Source organism: Microbacterium sp. 13-71-7, assembly GCF_002257455.1.
Lineage (GTDB): Bacteria > Actinomycetota > Actinomycetes > Actinomycetales > Microbacteriaceae > Microbacterium.
Genome location: NZ_NCKN01000113.1, coordinates 1 through 13,325, shown reverse-complemented (window position 1 = coordinate 13,325; position 13,325 = coordinate 1). Strand labels below are relative to the sequence as shown.

Sequence of the window (13,325 nt, the reverse complement as noted above, 5' to 3'; positions counted from 1 at the left end):
GCACGGCGTGGATGGTCTGCGAGCTGGAGACGTTGAAGGCCGGGTAGGCGAAGCCGCCTGCCTTCGCGCGGTCGAGCATCTCGGCGTACTGATCCGGGGTGGCAACGGGCATGGCTTCTCCTGTGCTGGACGACGGGGGTCGGTGCCACTCTAGCGCCGCAGGAACGGCGATTCAGAGCGCGTGACGGCGGGCCCGGGAAGGCGGATCTTCGGCCTGGTAAAGAAGCGCGGATCTTTCGGTTTCCTGACGCGGAAATCTGCGGATCCGTAACCGGGCCGCCCCTACGCTGGGGGGCATGGTGAGCCTCACAGCCGATCTCAGCCCCCTCAGCCCCGACCGCAACCTCGCACTGGAGCTCGTCCGTGCGACGGAGGCCGCGGCGATCCGCGCCGTTCCGTTCATCGGACGCGGTGCGAAGGAGGCGGCCGACGGCGCCGCCGTGGACGCGATGCGCGCCTTCCTCGGTACCGTCGACTTCGACGGGCGCGTGGTGATCGGCGAGGGCGAGAAGGACAACGCCCCCATGCTGTTCAACGGCGAGCACGTCGGCAGCGGATCCGGCACGGGCCCGCAGTGCGACATCGCCGTGGATCCGATCGACGGCACCTCGCTGACCGCGGCCGGCCGCCAGAACGCGCTTTCGGTGATCGCGGTCTCCGACCGCGGCACGATGCTCGACGCCTCGAGCGTGTTCTACATGGACAAGCTCGTCACGGGCCCCGCCGGTGTCGGCGTCGTCGACATCCGCCTCCCCGTCGCGGAGAACATCAAGCGCCTCGCCGGTGCCCTCGGCAAGCCCGTCGAGGAGATCGTCGTCTCGGTGCTGAACCGTCCGCGTCACGAGCAGCTCATCCAGGAGATCCGGGACGCGGGCGCCGGAACCCGCCTGATGAGCGACGGCGATGTCGCCGGCGGCATCAACGCGGCGCGGCACGGCGCACGCACCGATATGTGCATCGGCGTCGGCGGAAGCCCGGAGGGCATCGTCACGGCGTGCGCGATCAAGGCTCTCGGTGGGCACATCCAGGGCCGGCTGTGGCCGCGCGACGACGACGAGCGCCAGCGCGGCATCGACGCCGGACTCGACATGGACAAGGTCTACGAGGCCGACGACCTGGTGCGCGGCAACAACACGATCTTCGTCGCCACCGGGGTGACCGACGGGCAGCTCGTCGCCGGCGTCCGCCGCGACGGCGGCTACCTCTACACCGAGAGCGTGGTGCTGCGCAGCGCGTCCGGCACTCTGCGACGTATCGCCTCGGAGCACCTCGTCTCGAAGTGGCTCTGAGCGGGCCTTCCGCGGCACCGGCGTCCCGAGGGAGCCGGACCGTGCGGGCCCCCTGTGGAGGCCCGCGGGTAACGACCTGATCGCATTCCGCGTCTTCTCCGTGTCACCTGGCACAATGGAGGAGGCGCCGACCGGCGTGCACGGCGCATTCAGCGCGGTTCGAATGCGGAGCAGGGGAGCGTGGACGATGGCTGCGGAGAACATCTACCGCCAGGAGACGGTCACCGACACCGGATCCGTCAAGATCGTCGAGATGGATGCCGCTCGCCGCACCGATGTCCTGTTCCGCGTGCGCCGCGAAGAGGGGCACGAGATCAGCGCCTGGTGGATGATCGGAGCCTTCGTGCTGTTCTCCGCCACCGTCGTCGCTCTGCTCAGCGGGGTTCCCGGGAGCGCGTGACCTCCTCCGGCTCGGCCTGATCGTCGTGCGCGGAGTCCCGATCGGCGGGTGCAGCGTCATCGGTATCCTGGCCGCTCAGACGCGCGCGCAGCTCGCCGAGGTCCGCACGGATCCCCTCCGCGTGGTCCTCATCCGCGGACGACGTCAGCTCGTCGGCGGTGAACCGTCGGGTCGCACTGGTCAGCGTCGCCGGGGCGGTGAGGGCGTCCGCGTCCACGCCGGGGAAGCGGCGGGCCGTCACGAGCACCCGGCTCTCCAGGGATCCGGCGAAGCGGTTGTAGCTGTCGACCGTGCGCTCGAGCGCGCGGCGCAGGTCGTCTGCATGCCCGGCGAGCACACCGAGCCGGTCGTACAGCTGGGTGCCGAGATCGAGGAGCACGGCTGCCTCTGCGGACAGCTCCTGTTGCTTCCAGGTGTAGGCGACGGTCTTCAGCACGGCCCACAGGTTCACCGGGGTGGCGAGCGCCACGCGCTTGTTGAAGGCGTAGTCGAGCAGCGCCGGATCCTCGTCGAGCGCCGCGGAGAGCAGCGATTCGCTGGGCAGGAAGCAGATCACGAACTCGGGGCTCACCTCGAGGCCGGACCAATAGGCCTTCTTCGCCAGCGCGTCGATGTGCGCGCGCACGGCCTTGACGTGCTGCTGCATGAGCGGGCGGCGCTGCGGGTCGTCGGATCCGAGCGCGCCCGCGGCGAGGAACGCGTCGAGCGGGGCCTTGGCGTCCACTGCGATCGAGGCGCCGCCGGCGAGACGGATCACCATATCGGGGCGGCCGTGGCCCGCATCGGAATGGATCGTGGCCTGCAGGTCGAAGTCGACGTGCCGGGTGAGACCCGCGGCCTCCACCACACGGCGGAGCTGCGTCTCGCCCCACACTCCGCGCGCGGACGTCGAACGCAGGGCGCCGGCCAGTGATTCGGTCGTGGAGCGCAGCGCCTCGCCGTTCTCCTCTGTGCGGCGCAGCTGCTCGCTGAGCTGGCCGAACTGCGCATGCCGCTCCCGTTCCAGCACGGTCACGGTCTGCTGCATGCGGTGCAGGCTCTCCCGCACCGGGGCGAGCGCGGTGAGCACCGCGTTCTCCTGACGGACGCGCTCCGCCGCGTCGTGCTGCTCCCGGCGGGCATGCTCGACGGCGTCGCGGTACAGGTCGTTCTGCCTGTCCCTGTCCTCGCGCACGACGGCGAGTTCCGCGTCGGCGCGGGCGAGATCGGCGGCGCCGCGGCTGCGGCCGAGGAACCAGCCCAGCGCGAGGCCCGCCACGGCGGTGAGTGCGGCGATGAGCAGTGCGAGCGCGTCCATGCGTCCATCATGGGCGGGGCCACCGACATCGCAGGAGAGCCCGGCCGCGGACGACCGGAACGGCGTTAGGCGGCGGCGCGCACCTTCGCGGGTGCGGCAGGGGCGAGAGGGGCGCCGAGCGGGACGCCGATCGCCTCGGCGAGCTGCTGCACCGAGCCCGACGCTGTGCGCAGGGCCGCGTCGATCACGATCTGCGCGCAGGCGCGTGCGTCGGCCAGGGCGTCATGGTGCGGGAACGCGCCGAAACCGGCGGCGGCCGCGGCGACGGGGAGCTTGTAGGAATCGAGGTCGTACACCTTGCGCGCGACGCTCAGGCTGCAGAGCGACTGATACGGCGGGCATTCGTCTCCTGTGGCCTCGCAGGCGCGGCGGATCACGTTCAGGTCGAAGCCCGCGTTGTGCGCGACGAGCACGTCGGCGCCGGCGAACGCGCAGAGCCGGTCGAGCTGCTCGCTCCAGCCGTCGGCGTCCACGACCTCATGCGCCTCGATGCCGTGGATCCGCACGTTCCACTCCTGGAACGCGTCGTGACCTGCCGGCGGGCGGATCAGCCAGCCCGTCTGTGCGACGACGACGCCGTCCCTGACGCGGACCAGGCCCACTGCACAGGCGGAGGCCGGAGAGGAGTTCGCCGTCTCGAAGTCGATCGCGGTGAAGTCCAGGGCCACGCGTCCAGCCTCCGTCGCAGAGGCCCCGGCGCCGTTCAGGCGCGCCGGGGCGGCGCGGATCCGGGCGTAGGCTCGGGCCATGGTCGAACGTGCGACGAGCTTCGGATCCGAGACGGGCAGCTATGAGAAGGGACGGCCGGAGTACCGGTCGGACGCGGTCGCCTGGCTGCTGGAGCCGCTGCCGGAGGGCGACAGGGCTGTCGTCGACATCGGCGCGGGGACGGGCAAGCTCACCCGCGCCGTGCTCGCCCTCGGCGACACGGGCGTGACGGCCGTGGACCCGGATCCGCAGATGCTCGACGCCCTGCGGGAGAAGACGCCCGGTGTCGAGGCGTTCACCGGCACCGCGGAGGCGCTGCCGCTGGCGGACGCCGTCGCCGACGCCGCCACCCTCGGTCAGGCCTGGCACTGGGTCGACCCGGTCGCCGCCTCCGCAGAGATCGGCCGCGTGGTGCGGCCAGGCGGCGTGCTCGGACTGATCTGGAACGTGCGGGACGATCGCACGGAATGGGTGCGACGGCTGACCGACATCATGGGCGGCAGCGCGGCAGAGGAGATGATCGGCGAGAACGCCGTGCGCGTGGCCGCGCCCTTTGGGGAGCTGGAGGAACGGCGCTGGGAATGGGCTCGGGAGATGACGCGCGCCGAGCTGCACGCGATGGCGAGTTCGCGCAGCCTCATCATCACGTCGCCGCCCGAGGAGAAGGCGCGGATCGCGCAGGCCATGGACGACCTCTTCGACGAGCTCGGCCTGGTCGAGGGGGCGACGTTGTCGATGCCGTACGTGACGGCTGCCTATCGCGCGATCCGCGGATCCTGAGCCCAGGCCGGCCCCGGTAGACTCGTACCCCGTGGCTCTCACCATCGGAATCGTAGGACTGCCCAACGTCGGCAAGTCCACCCTCTTCAACGCCCTCACCAAGAACGACGTGCTCGCGGCGAACTACCCGTTCGCGACGATCGAGCCGAACGTCGGCGTGGTGAACCTGCCCGACGCGCGGCTGAACGCACTCGCCGAGATCTTCGGCAGCGAGCGGATCCTGCCCGCGACGGTGTCGTTCGTCGACATCGCCGGCATCGTGCGCGGCGCGAGCGAGGGGGAGGGCCTGGGCAACCAGTTCCTCGCGAACATCCGCGAGGCCGACGCGATCGCGCAGGTCGTCCGCGGCTTCGCGGACGACGACGTGGTGCACGTGGACGGTGCGATCGACCCGAAGAACGACCTCGAGACCATCAACGCCGAGCTCATGCTCGCCGACCTGCAGACGCTCGAGAAGGCGATCGTGCGCATCGAGAAGGAGGTGCGCGGCCGCAAGACCGACGCGTCCGTGCTCGAGGCCGCCAAGGCCGCGAAGGACTCGCTCGAGCGTGGCCAGCTGCTCTCCACGAGCGGGATCGACCTGGCTCCGATCAAGGAGCTGGGCCTGCTGACCTCGAAGCCGGTCATCTTCGTCTTCAACGTCGACGAGGCCGTGCTCACGGATGCCGCCCGCAAGGCGGAGCTCGCCGCACTCGTCGCCCCGGCGCAGGCGATCTTCCTGGACGCGAAGATCGAGTCCGAGCTCATCGACCTGGATCCCGAGGACGCCGCGGAGCTCCTCGCCTCCACCGGTCAGGACGAGTCGGGCCTCGACCAGCTCGCGCGCATCGGGTTCGACACCCTGGGCCTGCAGACCTACCTCACGGCGGGCCCGAAGGAAGCGCGCGCCTGGACGATCCACAAGGGCGACAAGGCTCCTCAGGCGGCCGGTGTGATCCACACCGACTTCGAGAAGGGCTTCATCAAGGCCGAGGTCATCTCGTTCCAGGACCTCGTGGACACCGGATCCGTGGTCGAGGCCCGCTCCAAGGGCAAGGCGCGCCTGGAGGGCAAGGACTACGTGATGCAGGACGGCGACGTCGTGGAATTCCGCTTCAACGTTTAGGTTTCTCGTATGGGTGTACATGCCAGACGGTTACCCGAACTGATGCGTGACGGCGATACGGGACCTTCCGCCGACGTACCTGTGGTGGGCGAGGGACTCGCGGTCAAGTCTCCAGAGGGCAGAGCGTTTCTTCGAGGGCAGCTCACCCCTGACGAACCGGTTATCCCCGGACCCATCATTGCGACTCACCCCGAGCAGCCGATGGCAGCATCCCGGTACATCGAAATGATCGAATATCACGGCGAGCCGCAATGGATAAGTGTCGTGGGGTCTGTGTCCCGGAGGGCGTGGGAGGGTCTCGAAACTCCCATACTGCGGAACGTGAGGTACCGACCGTATCCGGTTGAGCGTCGCACTCCAGTGGGCCGCGATGCCGATGCGGCTGTGACAGTCTTTCCGCCGGTTGTCCTCAGCGCGGCTGCAAAGCTGATCGCACTGAGCCTGACGCCAGCAGAACGAAGCACCGACGACCTCGTTGAGAACCGCGATGCGGTGCTCGAGATCTCGGACCTCGAGCTCTGGCGGACGGCGACGGGCTTGGGCGGAAAGCTCTTCTCCGATGTGGGGTTCGTCACCACGGTTGAGGTTCCGCTCTTGACGCTACCGATGGAGGAATGGCTCGCCCGCACCGCGCGCAAGGTCGCGGTTCGCTCGATTCTTCGACGTGCTCTCAAACAGTCGCTCTAGGCGCGGGAGCACGTCGAAGGAATCAGTGATCTGCCGGAATCACGCTGACCTTATGCACTGGGCTGACCACGACTCGGCCGAAGCGCTCCAAGCTGGTCGTCCGGTTACCGAGATCTGGCGGCGATTGTCGTGAGCTGGAGCCCGGATGAGCGCTCGGCGACGCGGTATGAACTGGACCTGGCCGAGGATCGCGTCGCCGAGCAGATCGCGGCGATCACACCGCTGAGGGCTGCGTGACTTTCGAGATTCGCTAGCGGCCTCGCAGTGCTCCCGCGGCTCGGGCCGGCTGACTTAGGTTCGCGTCAGCGCCCTTGGCGCTTCTTGTAGGGCTTGGGCTGCCCCTTCACGGCGGGAGCCCGACCCTTTCCCTTGGACGCTTTGGCTTTGCCGCCGGAAGGGGCGTCCGACTTCCGCGGAGGCGGTGGTGCCGCCGCGATCCTGTCCCGCGCCTCGGGCAACAGGAGAACGCCGGCATTGGTCAGGGCGGTGGAGCTCCCACGCGTGACGAGCGGGTGCCCGACCTCTTCCTCGAGCTTCTCGATGGACGAGTACAGCGCGGCGAGCGGGATGCCGAGCCGGGCGGCTGCGCGCGGGAAGTGCAGCTCCTCCGCGACGGCGACGAACCGCCGAAGCTGGGTGATCTTCATGGAACCCTTCCTTTCGCGCGCAGATCGCGGCGTCGTCCAGCGTACGGGGCTTCCGCCGGCCGGCGGCACCCGGCGCGGGCACGGGGAGCGTCCGACGAGAGCGTGCCTCGCCGGATCGGACGCACTACGGTGGGGCCGTGGAAGCGCGCACGAGCAAGACCACGGTGCACTACGTCGAGCACGGTTCGGGCCGGCCCGCGTTGATCCTGCATGGAGCCGGCGTGGACCACCGCGAGTCCGAGGCCTGCTTCGAATCGGCGTTCGCCGGAGCGTCGGGGATCCGGCGGATCTATCCCGATCTGCCGGGGATGGGCCGCACGCCCGCGCCGGCGGAGATCCGCAGCGCGGAGGACGTCCTCTCGGTTCTTCTCGAGTTCGCGGAGCTCGTGAGCGGCGGCGAACCCTGTCTCGTCGTCGGGCACTCGGCGGGAGCGCACTTCGCGCTGGCGATGGCCGAGCGCCGATCCTCCCGGGTGGCGGGCCTCGCCCTGGTCTGCCCGCTGCTGCCGGGCATCCGGGACGTTCCGGAGCATCGCGTGGTCGCCGGATCCGGCGATCTCGGCGATGAGGAGTTCCGGGGCTACTTCGTCGTGCAGACGCCGGGGATGCTGGAACGGTACGAACGGTTCGTCGTGCCAGGCATGGAGCTCGCGGACGAGGCTGCGATGGAGCGGATCGCCGAACGCTGGGAGCTGGAGTCAGGGGAGGGGGCGCCGTTCGGCGGCCCGATGCTGGTCGTCGCAGGGCGGCTCGACTCGACGGTCGGATACGCCGCCGCGCTCGATCTCGTCGATCGCCACCCGCACGCGACGGCGGCGGTCCTGGATGACGCCGGTCACGCGCTTCCGCATGAACGACCCGGCCTCTTGCGCGCGTTGATCCAGGACTGGGTGGATCGGGTTCCGCGCTGAGCGCTCGCTCCCGTCTCGCGGCTCGTAGGATGACGATGTCGTCCAGAGGAGGCACGGCCATGTCCGATACCGATGAGCACTCCACGCCGCGGCATATCCCGGAACCGGGTGAGCCCACGATCCCCGAGCTGGAGGAGGACGAGAACATCGCGCCCCGTCCGGAGGAGGAGATCGCGGATCTGCTCCGTGCGGAGCCCGACGAGGGGGACCGGGTCAGCTGACCTGCCGAACCTCCTGCGGCCAGCCGCAGGCCTCGGCGATCCGGCCCGCCCACGCCTTCGCGGCCTCGTCGTCGGGGACGTCGATGATGGTCAGGCCTCCGATGCGCTGCTCACCCGGGGCGAAGGGGCCGGAGGCGATCACCGTCGTCCCGCTGGTCGCGTCGGCGGTGAACGCCGCATCGTCGTCCTCGTGCACGCCGGCCGCGAAGACGAGGGCACCGGCGTCCCTGAGGTCCGACACGACGGCATTGGCCAGAGGCCCGCGTTCGGCGAACCACTCGGGGCTGTGATCGCCCACCCACTGCTGGTTGAAGTAGATGATGTACTGCGTCATCGTCGCTCCTCGCGTCGCCGTGCGGTCACCGGCCCTCTCGCGATCGTACGCCGGGGATCTTGCGCGGGCGACCCTCGATCCGGACCACGCGCGGCCCCTCCTGTCCCGGCGATCGCCCCAGCGGTGGCTCTGGCGGGACTCGGTACGATGGCTCGGTGACTACCGAGAACAACAGCATCTTCGAACCCGATGGCCGCGCGATCCCCTACATCGATGAGATGTCGGAGGGTGACGGACCCGTTCTGGTGCTGATCCCGGGACGCGGTCTCGAAGGCGGAGCGCTGGGATCGGTCGCGCACATCCTCGCCGGTGAAGGGATCCGCGTGCTGCGGATCGGCAACCGCAAGGATGACGACGCGACGCTCGAGGACCGGGTGCAGGACGCGAGCGACGTCATGGACCACGTCGGCATCGGCGCGACCTGGATCGGCGGCCACGGCGTGGGCGGCACGGTCGCCCGCGCGCTCTCCGCGAAGCGCACCGACCGCGCCCTCGGCGTGCTGCTGCTGGGCGTCGAGGACGTCGAGGTGCCGATCGCGCCTTCCGTGCCGATCCTGATCATCCAGGGATCCGCGGACGACGTCATGCCGCCGGCGAACGGCGAGAAGCTGCGCGCCTCCGCGGTGGAGCGCGCCAGCATCGTGACGATCGAGGGCGGCGGGCATCTGTTCCCCGTGAGCGACCCGGTCGACACGGCGTTCGCCATCGAGGACTACCTGGCCTGGGACTGATGGCGGACACCGCTGCACGTCCGGAGGGCCGGACCGTCCTCCTCGTGATCGACATGCAGGCGGGCGTCATGCCCGGCTGCTTCGACGAGCACGGGGTGTTGTCGCGGACCGACGCTCTCGTGCGCCGGGCACGCGGCGAAGGCGTCCCCGTGGTGTGGGTGCATCACGACCCTGTCGGCGTCGGCACCCCGGACTGGGAGCTCGCCGCGCCGCTCGCCCGCGCCGAGGGCGAGGCTCTCGTGCGCAAGAGCTACCGCGACGCGTTCGCGGGCACAGACCTTCGGGCGGTGCTGGACGGATACGGTGCGACCCGTCTGGTCGTCGCCGGCGCCCAGTCGGACTTCTGCGTGCGCACGACGACCCAGCGCGCGGCGGCGGAGGGCTACGACGTCACGCTCGTGCGCGATGCGCACACGACGGTCGACACGACCGCGGACGGCGTCCGGATCTCCGGAGAGCAGATCGTCGCGCACACCAACATGTACTTCGCCGGCCTCCGCTACCCGGGGCAGGAGTTCGCCGTCGCGCGGCACGACGAGGTCGCGCTCGCCTGACGGCGGAGGGCCCGGATGTCCGACCCCGGTGCGAGGATGGGCGCATGCCCGAGTCTCCGGAGGTGCAGGCGCTGGTCGAGTTCCTCGACGAGCGGATCCGTGATCGTGCGATCGCCGAGCTGGATGTCGGCGAGTTCCGCATCATCAAGACGCGGGATCGTCCGCCGGGCTCACTGATCGGCGCCCGCATCCGGCGTCTGGAGCGCTTCGGCAAGCACGTCGGGTTCGAGACCGAGGCCGGTTGGCTGATGATCGGCTTCGGGCGCAACGGGTGGATCCGCTGGCATGCTCCGGAGGATCCACCGAGTGAGGAGCCCGTGCCGGAGGTCGCCCGGATCGTGCTCGATGACGGCGCCGTGATGCAGCTCGTGGACTTGGGCGACTTCCTGGCCGTCACCGCGAACGTCGTCGACGCGCCCACGGACGTCGCGGGCATTGCGGCGCTCGGGCCGGATCCCCTTGCGGAGGACTTCGATCGCGATGCCTTCGAGCGTGCGCTCGGCGGCCGGCGCAAGCAGATCAAGGCGCTGCTGCAGGAGCAGACCTCGCTCGCGGGCATCGGCAACGCCTACTCGGATGAGATCCTGCACCGCGCGAAGATCTCGCCGGTGGTGCATGCCGCGCTGCTCGACGGCGAGGAGCGGGAACGGCTCTTCCACGCCACGGTCGACGTGCTGAGGGGCGCGCTCGCGGATCGGCGAGGGCTGCCGCCCGACCGGCTCAAGCAGGCCAAGGTCGCCGCGATGGCCGTGCACGGGCGCGGCGGCGAGGCATGCCCGGTGTGCGGCACGACGATCGTGGACCGCGTCTTCGGGGGCGCATCGGCGCAGTTCTGTCCGCACTGCCAGCCCGAACGCTCCGCGGCATGAGTCGGCCCCGGGGATAGCATTCGGTGGTGAGCGAGCTTCCCCTGCGACACCGTTGGCGCGTGCGCGCGACGGTCGCGATCATCGTCGGCGTCGTGGTCGGCTTCGTCGTCACGCCGTTCCTCGGCCTCGCGGCGGGGATCCTCGCCGGATGGGGTGCGCTCGCCCTCGTGAGCGTCGTCTGGATCCTGCTGGTGGTGTGGCGGATGGATGCCGCGCAGACGCATGCTCACGCGACCGAGGAGGATCCCGGACGCGGTGCCGCCCGGGCGATCGCGCTGACCGGCAGTTTCGTCAGCATCGCCGCTGTTCTCGTCGTGGTGCTCCAGGCCCGGCACGCCGAGGGATGGACCCAGTTCGCACTCGCCGGAAGCGCGGTGCTCAGCGTCGCTGCCTCCTGGGGGCTGATCCAGACCGACTACATGCTGCGGTACGCGAAGCTCTACTACGACGGCTCCGGCGGGATCGTCTTCAACCAGAAAGAGGATCCCGAGTACACCGACTTCATCTACTTCTCGGTCGGGCTCGGGATGACCTATCAGGTGGCGGACACCAACGTCACGCGCAACGCGATCCGGCGCATCGTCATCGCGCAGACCACGATCGCCTACCTGTTCGGCGCGCTGATCCTCGGCACGATCATCAACCTGGTCACGGGACTGGGGTGACGGCGGCGAGCTCCTCACGAAGGCGCGGTTCGGTGCGCCGTTCCGGACGCACGCCCGCCTTGTCGGCGTAGAACGCGCGGATCCTGTCCATGTCGGCCACCACGTCGCCGGTGAGCTCGAAGGTCGGGCCGAGCCCGGTCGTCATGGTGGTGCGGTCGACGAACCCGAGGGTCACCGGCATCCCGGTCTCCCGGGCGATGCGGTAGAAGCCGCTCTTCCAGTACTCGTTGCCGCCGCGCGTGCCGTCGGGGGTGACCACCAGGCCGAACACGGCGCCGCCGTTCACCTGCGCGACGACCTCATCGACGACGCGAGAGGGATCCGACCGGTCCACCGGGATCCCGCCGAGGCGGCGCATGAGCGGGCCGCGCCAGCCGTGGAACAGGCTCTTCTTGCCCAGCCAGTGCACGTCGATGCCGAGTCGCCACGCGATGCCGAGCATGAGCACGAAGTCCCAGTTCGAGGTGTGCGGGGCGCCGATCAGCACGGTCGGACGCGTCGGCGCGGGCTCGGTCGCGAGCGTCCAGCGGCTGAGCGTCCAGAACACGCGGGCGGCGAGGCGTTTGAGCATCCGTCCACGGTAGAGGGGACCGCATGCCGCGCTCCGCATGAACGGGTACGGGAACGGGCGCATGACCGGACTCGAGGTCCGGATCATGCGCCCGTCGGGTGCCGAGGGTCAGGCGACCTTCGGCATCAGGGAGAACGACACGGCGCCCTCCTCATTCACGTTCGCGTCGAGGACCTTGTCGTCCAGGACGATGGCGGCCTCCCCTTCCAGGAAGACCGGGGCGCCGGGCAGATCCAGGATCTGGTCGTCCGGCTCCGGCGAGACGACCACGTCGGCGGCGAGGCGGGGTTCGCCCGCCTGTCCCGGCGTCTCGGCCGTGTGGATGCGCAGACCCGCCCCCTCCGTGTCGGTACGACGACGGACGAGCGTGGTGACCAGCGCAGTGGCGTTGTCGGTCAAGGTGAGCACGAGGCACTCCTTCCGGTTGCGGACATGCCGAGGTCACGGCATGTGTCCGGGCCACGATTCCCCTTCGGGACCGAGCTCTCAACCGCTGTGCGGCGATTCGTCTCGATTCGGAGGGTCTTCCCACCTGGGATCGTGCGGGGGTACCTGCGTCAGGCGGCGGCGGCTCGGAGCGCCGCCGCCGTCGCCGGATCCAGCCCCGGCACGTCATCCGTGGGGACGGCGAGGGCGAGCAGTGACCGGCTGAAGTAGTTCCGTGCGGCGGCGGCGAGGGTGATGTCCACGATCTGGCGGTCGTCGTAGCCGGCGTCCCGCAGCCGCTGCGTGTCGGCGTCGGTCATGGCGCGCGGATCCGTGGAGAGCGCCTCGGCATACCGGATCACGGCCTGTTCCGCAGGCGTGAAACCGCTGTCGTCTCCGCGTGCGAACGCGGCGAGTCCGTCCTCGCTGAGCACGTCGGCCCGCAGCGACTTGCGCCCGTGGGCGAGCAGGCAGTGCGGGGACCCGATCGCGCGGGCCGCGCCGAGCGTCGCGGCCTCGTACACACGCACGCCGATCGACGGCACGATCGCCCGGATGAGCGCCATGAACGCCTCATGCGCCTCCGGATTCACCGCCATCGCCCGCGTGTAGGCGAAGACGAACCCCGCGTCGGCGACGTCCTCGGCGTACATGTCGGCGGCGTGCCCTTCGGCGGTCTCGGCCGGGGGAGTGCTGATGATCATGGGAAGCTCCTTCGCATCCGCGCCGGGGCGTTCTCGCAGGCGGCGAACCCCAGCTCACGAGCGAAGACTACGCCGGGCGCGCGCCCGGCGACATGGGGCGAACGCCTCAACGGCGCCCACTGTCGCGCACGGGCGTAGCATCGAGGGATGACCACCGCAGCCGAATCCGAGCAGCAGACCTCCGCGGACGCCCAGCGCCCGACGAATGGTGCTGCTCCGGGCGACGCCTCGGGCGGCACGCTGGGCAGCTTGGCGCTGTTCCCGGGCCTCGACGCCGCCGACGCCGGCCTCTGCATCGGTGGCGTCTGCCGCCTCCCCGGCACCAAGGCCTGACCGCCTTCCTGCGCGCGCCGGCCCGCCGGCCCGGGGTGCCCCTGCTTCGGGGCCCCTGCTCTGGGTTGCCCCCGTTTCAGCTCCGTCTGCCCT

At 70.2% G+C, this 13,325-nt stretch carries 19 protein-coding genes and 1 pseudogene; 12 read left to right on the top strand and 8 right to left on the bottom strand.

The features are described from left to right. Positions 1-112: pseudogene (locus B7X32_RS12025) on the bottom strand (class II fructose-bisphosphate aldolase); the annotation flags it as partial. A gap of 184 nt (positions 113-296) precedes the next feature. Here B7X32_RS12025 and glpX point away from each other — a divergent pair. Both glpX and B7X32_RS12015 read left to right on the top strand, forming a co-directional pair. Then, positions 297-1,289: a class II fructose-bisphosphatase gene (gene glpX / locus B7X32_RS12020; protein ID WP_292719816.1), complete on the top strand. Its 993-nt coding sequence runs from the start codon at positions 297-299 to the stop codon at positions 1,287-1,289. Between the two features lie 187 nt (positions 1,290-1,476). Beyond that, positions 1,477-1,689, top strand: coding sequence for a UDP-N-acetylmuramyl pentapeptide phosphotransferase (locus B7X32_RS12015; RefSeq protein WP_292719814.1), 213 nt, complete (start codon positions 1,477-1,479; stop codon positions 1,687-1,689). Here the strand turns inward: B7X32_RS12015 and B7X32_RS12010 are convergent. Next, complete coding sequence (locus tag B7X32_RS12010; RefSeq protein ID WP_292719812.1) at positions 1,664-2,986, bottom strand: DNA recombination protein RmuC; 1,323 nt, start codon at positions 2,984-2,986, stop codon at positions 1,664-1,666. The two genes, B7X32_RS12015 and B7X32_RS12010, sit on opposite strands and share 26 nt — an antisense overlap. 65 nt (positions 2,987-3,051) lie before the next feature. After that, positions 3,052-3,654: a 3'-5' exonuclease gene (locus tag B7X32_RS12005; RefSeq protein WP_292719818.1), complete on the bottom strand. Its 603-nt coding sequence runs from the start codon at positions 3,652-3,654 to the stop codon at positions 3,052-3,054. Positions 3,655-3,733: 79 nt separating this feature from the next. On the opposite strand from B7X32_RS12005, the gene B7X32_RS12000 reads away from it, so the two are divergent. From B7X32_RS12000 to B7X32_RS11990, 3 genes are read left to right on the top strand one after another with little or no spacing between them, the layout of a single operon-like run. Next, entirely contained in the window at positions 3,734-4,474 is a 741-nt protein-coding gene (locus tag B7X32_RS12000; RefSeq protein ID WP_292719810.1) for a class I SAM-dependent methyltransferase, read from the top strand. Between the two features lie 31 nt (positions 4,475-4,505). After that, on the top strand, positions 4,506-5,579 hold the full coding sequence (gene ychF, locus B7X32_RS11995; protein ID WP_292719808.1) for a redox-regulated ATPase YchF: 1,074 nt from the start codon (positions 4,506-4,508) through the stop codon (positions 5,577-5,579). 42 nt (positions 5,580-5,621) lie between these two features. Further along, positions 5,622-6,266 (top strand): hypothetical protein, encoded by a 645-nt coding sequence (locus B7X32_RS11990; RefSeq protein ID WP_292719806.1) that lies wholly within the window; start codon positions 5,622-5,624, stop codon positions 6,264-6,266. 302 nt (positions 6,267-6,568) lie between these two features. Here B7X32_RS11990 and B7X32_RS11985 read toward each other — a convergent pair whose 3' ends face one another. After that, a complete protein-coding gene (locus B7X32_RS11985) occupies positions 6,569-6,913 on the bottom strand; it encodes a LysR family transcriptional regulator (RefSeq protein WP_292719805.1) in 345 nt (114 codons plus the stop codon). A 137-nt stretch (positions 6,914-7,050) separates the two neighbouring features. Between B7X32_RS11985 and B7X32_RS11980 the strand changes: the two genes are divergently transcribed. After that, positions 7,051-7,824 carry an alpha/beta hydrolase gene (locus B7X32_RS11980; RefSeq protein WP_292719804.1) on the top strand — a complete coding sequence of 258 codons (774 nt, stop codon included), beginning with the start codon at positions 7,051-7,053 and terminating at the stop codon, positions 7,822-7,824. A 59-nt stretch (positions 7,825-7,883) separates the two neighbouring features. Further along, complete coding sequence (locus B7X32_RS11975) at positions 7,884-8,045, top strand: hypothetical protein (RefSeq protein WP_292719803.1); 162 nt, start codon at positions 7,884-7,886, stop codon at positions 8,043-8,045. Here B7X32_RS11975 and B7X32_RS11970 read toward each other — a convergent pair. Next, the gene (locus B7X32_RS11970) at positions 8,038-8,379 is read right to left on the bottom strand and encodes a YciI family protein (protein ID WP_292719801.1); all 342 of its coding nucleotides are present in this window, start codon (positions 8,377-8,379) and stop codon (positions 8,038-8,040) included. The genes B7X32_RS11975 and B7X32_RS11970 overlap by 8 nt on opposite strands. A 155-nt stretch (positions 8,380-8,534) precedes the next feature. Here B7X32_RS11970 and B7X32_RS11965 point away from each other — a divergent pair, with 155 nt between their 5' ends. Genes B7X32_RS11965 through B7X32_RS11950 form a run of 4 tightly spaced genes read left to right on the top strand, consistent with a single transcriptional unit; the run spans position 8,535 to position 11,198 of the window. Beyond that, positions 8,535-9,110, top strand: coding sequence for an alpha/beta hydrolase (locus B7X32_RS11965; RefSeq protein ID WP_292719800.1), 576 nt, complete (start codon positions 8,535-8,537; stop codon positions 9,108-9,110). Beyond that, the gene (locus B7X32_RS11960) at positions 9,110-9,664 is read left to right on the top strand and encodes an isochorismatase family protein (RefSeq protein ID WP_292719798.1); all 555 of its coding nucleotides are present in this window, start codon (positions 9,110-9,112) and stop codon (positions 9,662-9,664) included. Before B7X32_RS11965 ends, B7X32_RS11960 begins: the two co-directional genes overlap by 1 nt. Positions 9,665-9,708: 44 nt before the next feature. Continuing rightward, positions 9,709-10,533, top strand: a complete 825-nt coding sequence (locus B7X32_RS11955) for a DNA-formamidopyrimidine glycosylase family protein (protein ID WP_292719796.1) — start codon at positions 9,709-9,711, stop codon at positions 10,531-10,533. A gap of 26 nt (positions 10,534-10,559) precedes the next feature. Beyond that, positions 10,560-11,198, top strand: a complete 639-nt coding sequence (locus B7X32_RS11950; protein WP_292719795.1) for a DUF1345 domain-containing protein — start codon at positions 10,560-10,562, stop codon at positions 11,196-11,198. Here the strand turns inward: B7X32_RS11950 and B7X32_RS11945 are convergent. The 3 genes from B7X32_RS11945 to B7X32_RS11935 form a co-directional block, all read right to left on the bottom strand. Continuing rightward, positions 11,182-11,769 (bottom strand): 1-acyl-sn-glycerol-3-phosphate acyltransferase, encoded by a 588-nt coding sequence (locus B7X32_RS11945; protein ID WP_292719794.1) that lies wholly within the window; start codon positions 11,767-11,769, stop codon positions 11,182-11,184. The genes B7X32_RS11950 and B7X32_RS11945 overlap by 17 nt on opposite strands. Before the next feature lie 108 nt (positions 11,770-11,877). Then, a complete protein-coding gene (locus B7X32_RS11940; protein ID WP_045272208.1) occupies positions 11,878-12,177 on the bottom strand; it encodes a Fe-S cluster assembly protein HesB in 300 nt (99 codons plus the stop codon). A gap of 149 nt (positions 12,178-12,326) precedes the next feature. Further along, complete coding sequence (locus B7X32_RS11935; protein ID WP_292719792.1) at positions 12,327-12,899, bottom strand: carboxymuconolactone decarboxylase family protein; 573 nt, start codon at positions 12,897-12,899, stop codon at positions 12,327-12,329. Between the two features lie 147 nt (positions 12,900-13,046). On the opposite strand from B7X32_RS11935, the gene B7X32_RS11930 reads away from it, so the two are divergent. Further along, positions 13,047-13,232 (top strand): hypothetical protein, encoded by a 186-nt coding sequence (locus tag B7X32_RS11930; protein ID WP_292719791.1) that lies wholly within the window; start codon positions 13,047-13,049, stop codon positions 13,230-13,232. The last annotated feature ends 93 nt before the right edge of the window (positions 13,233-13,325 follow it).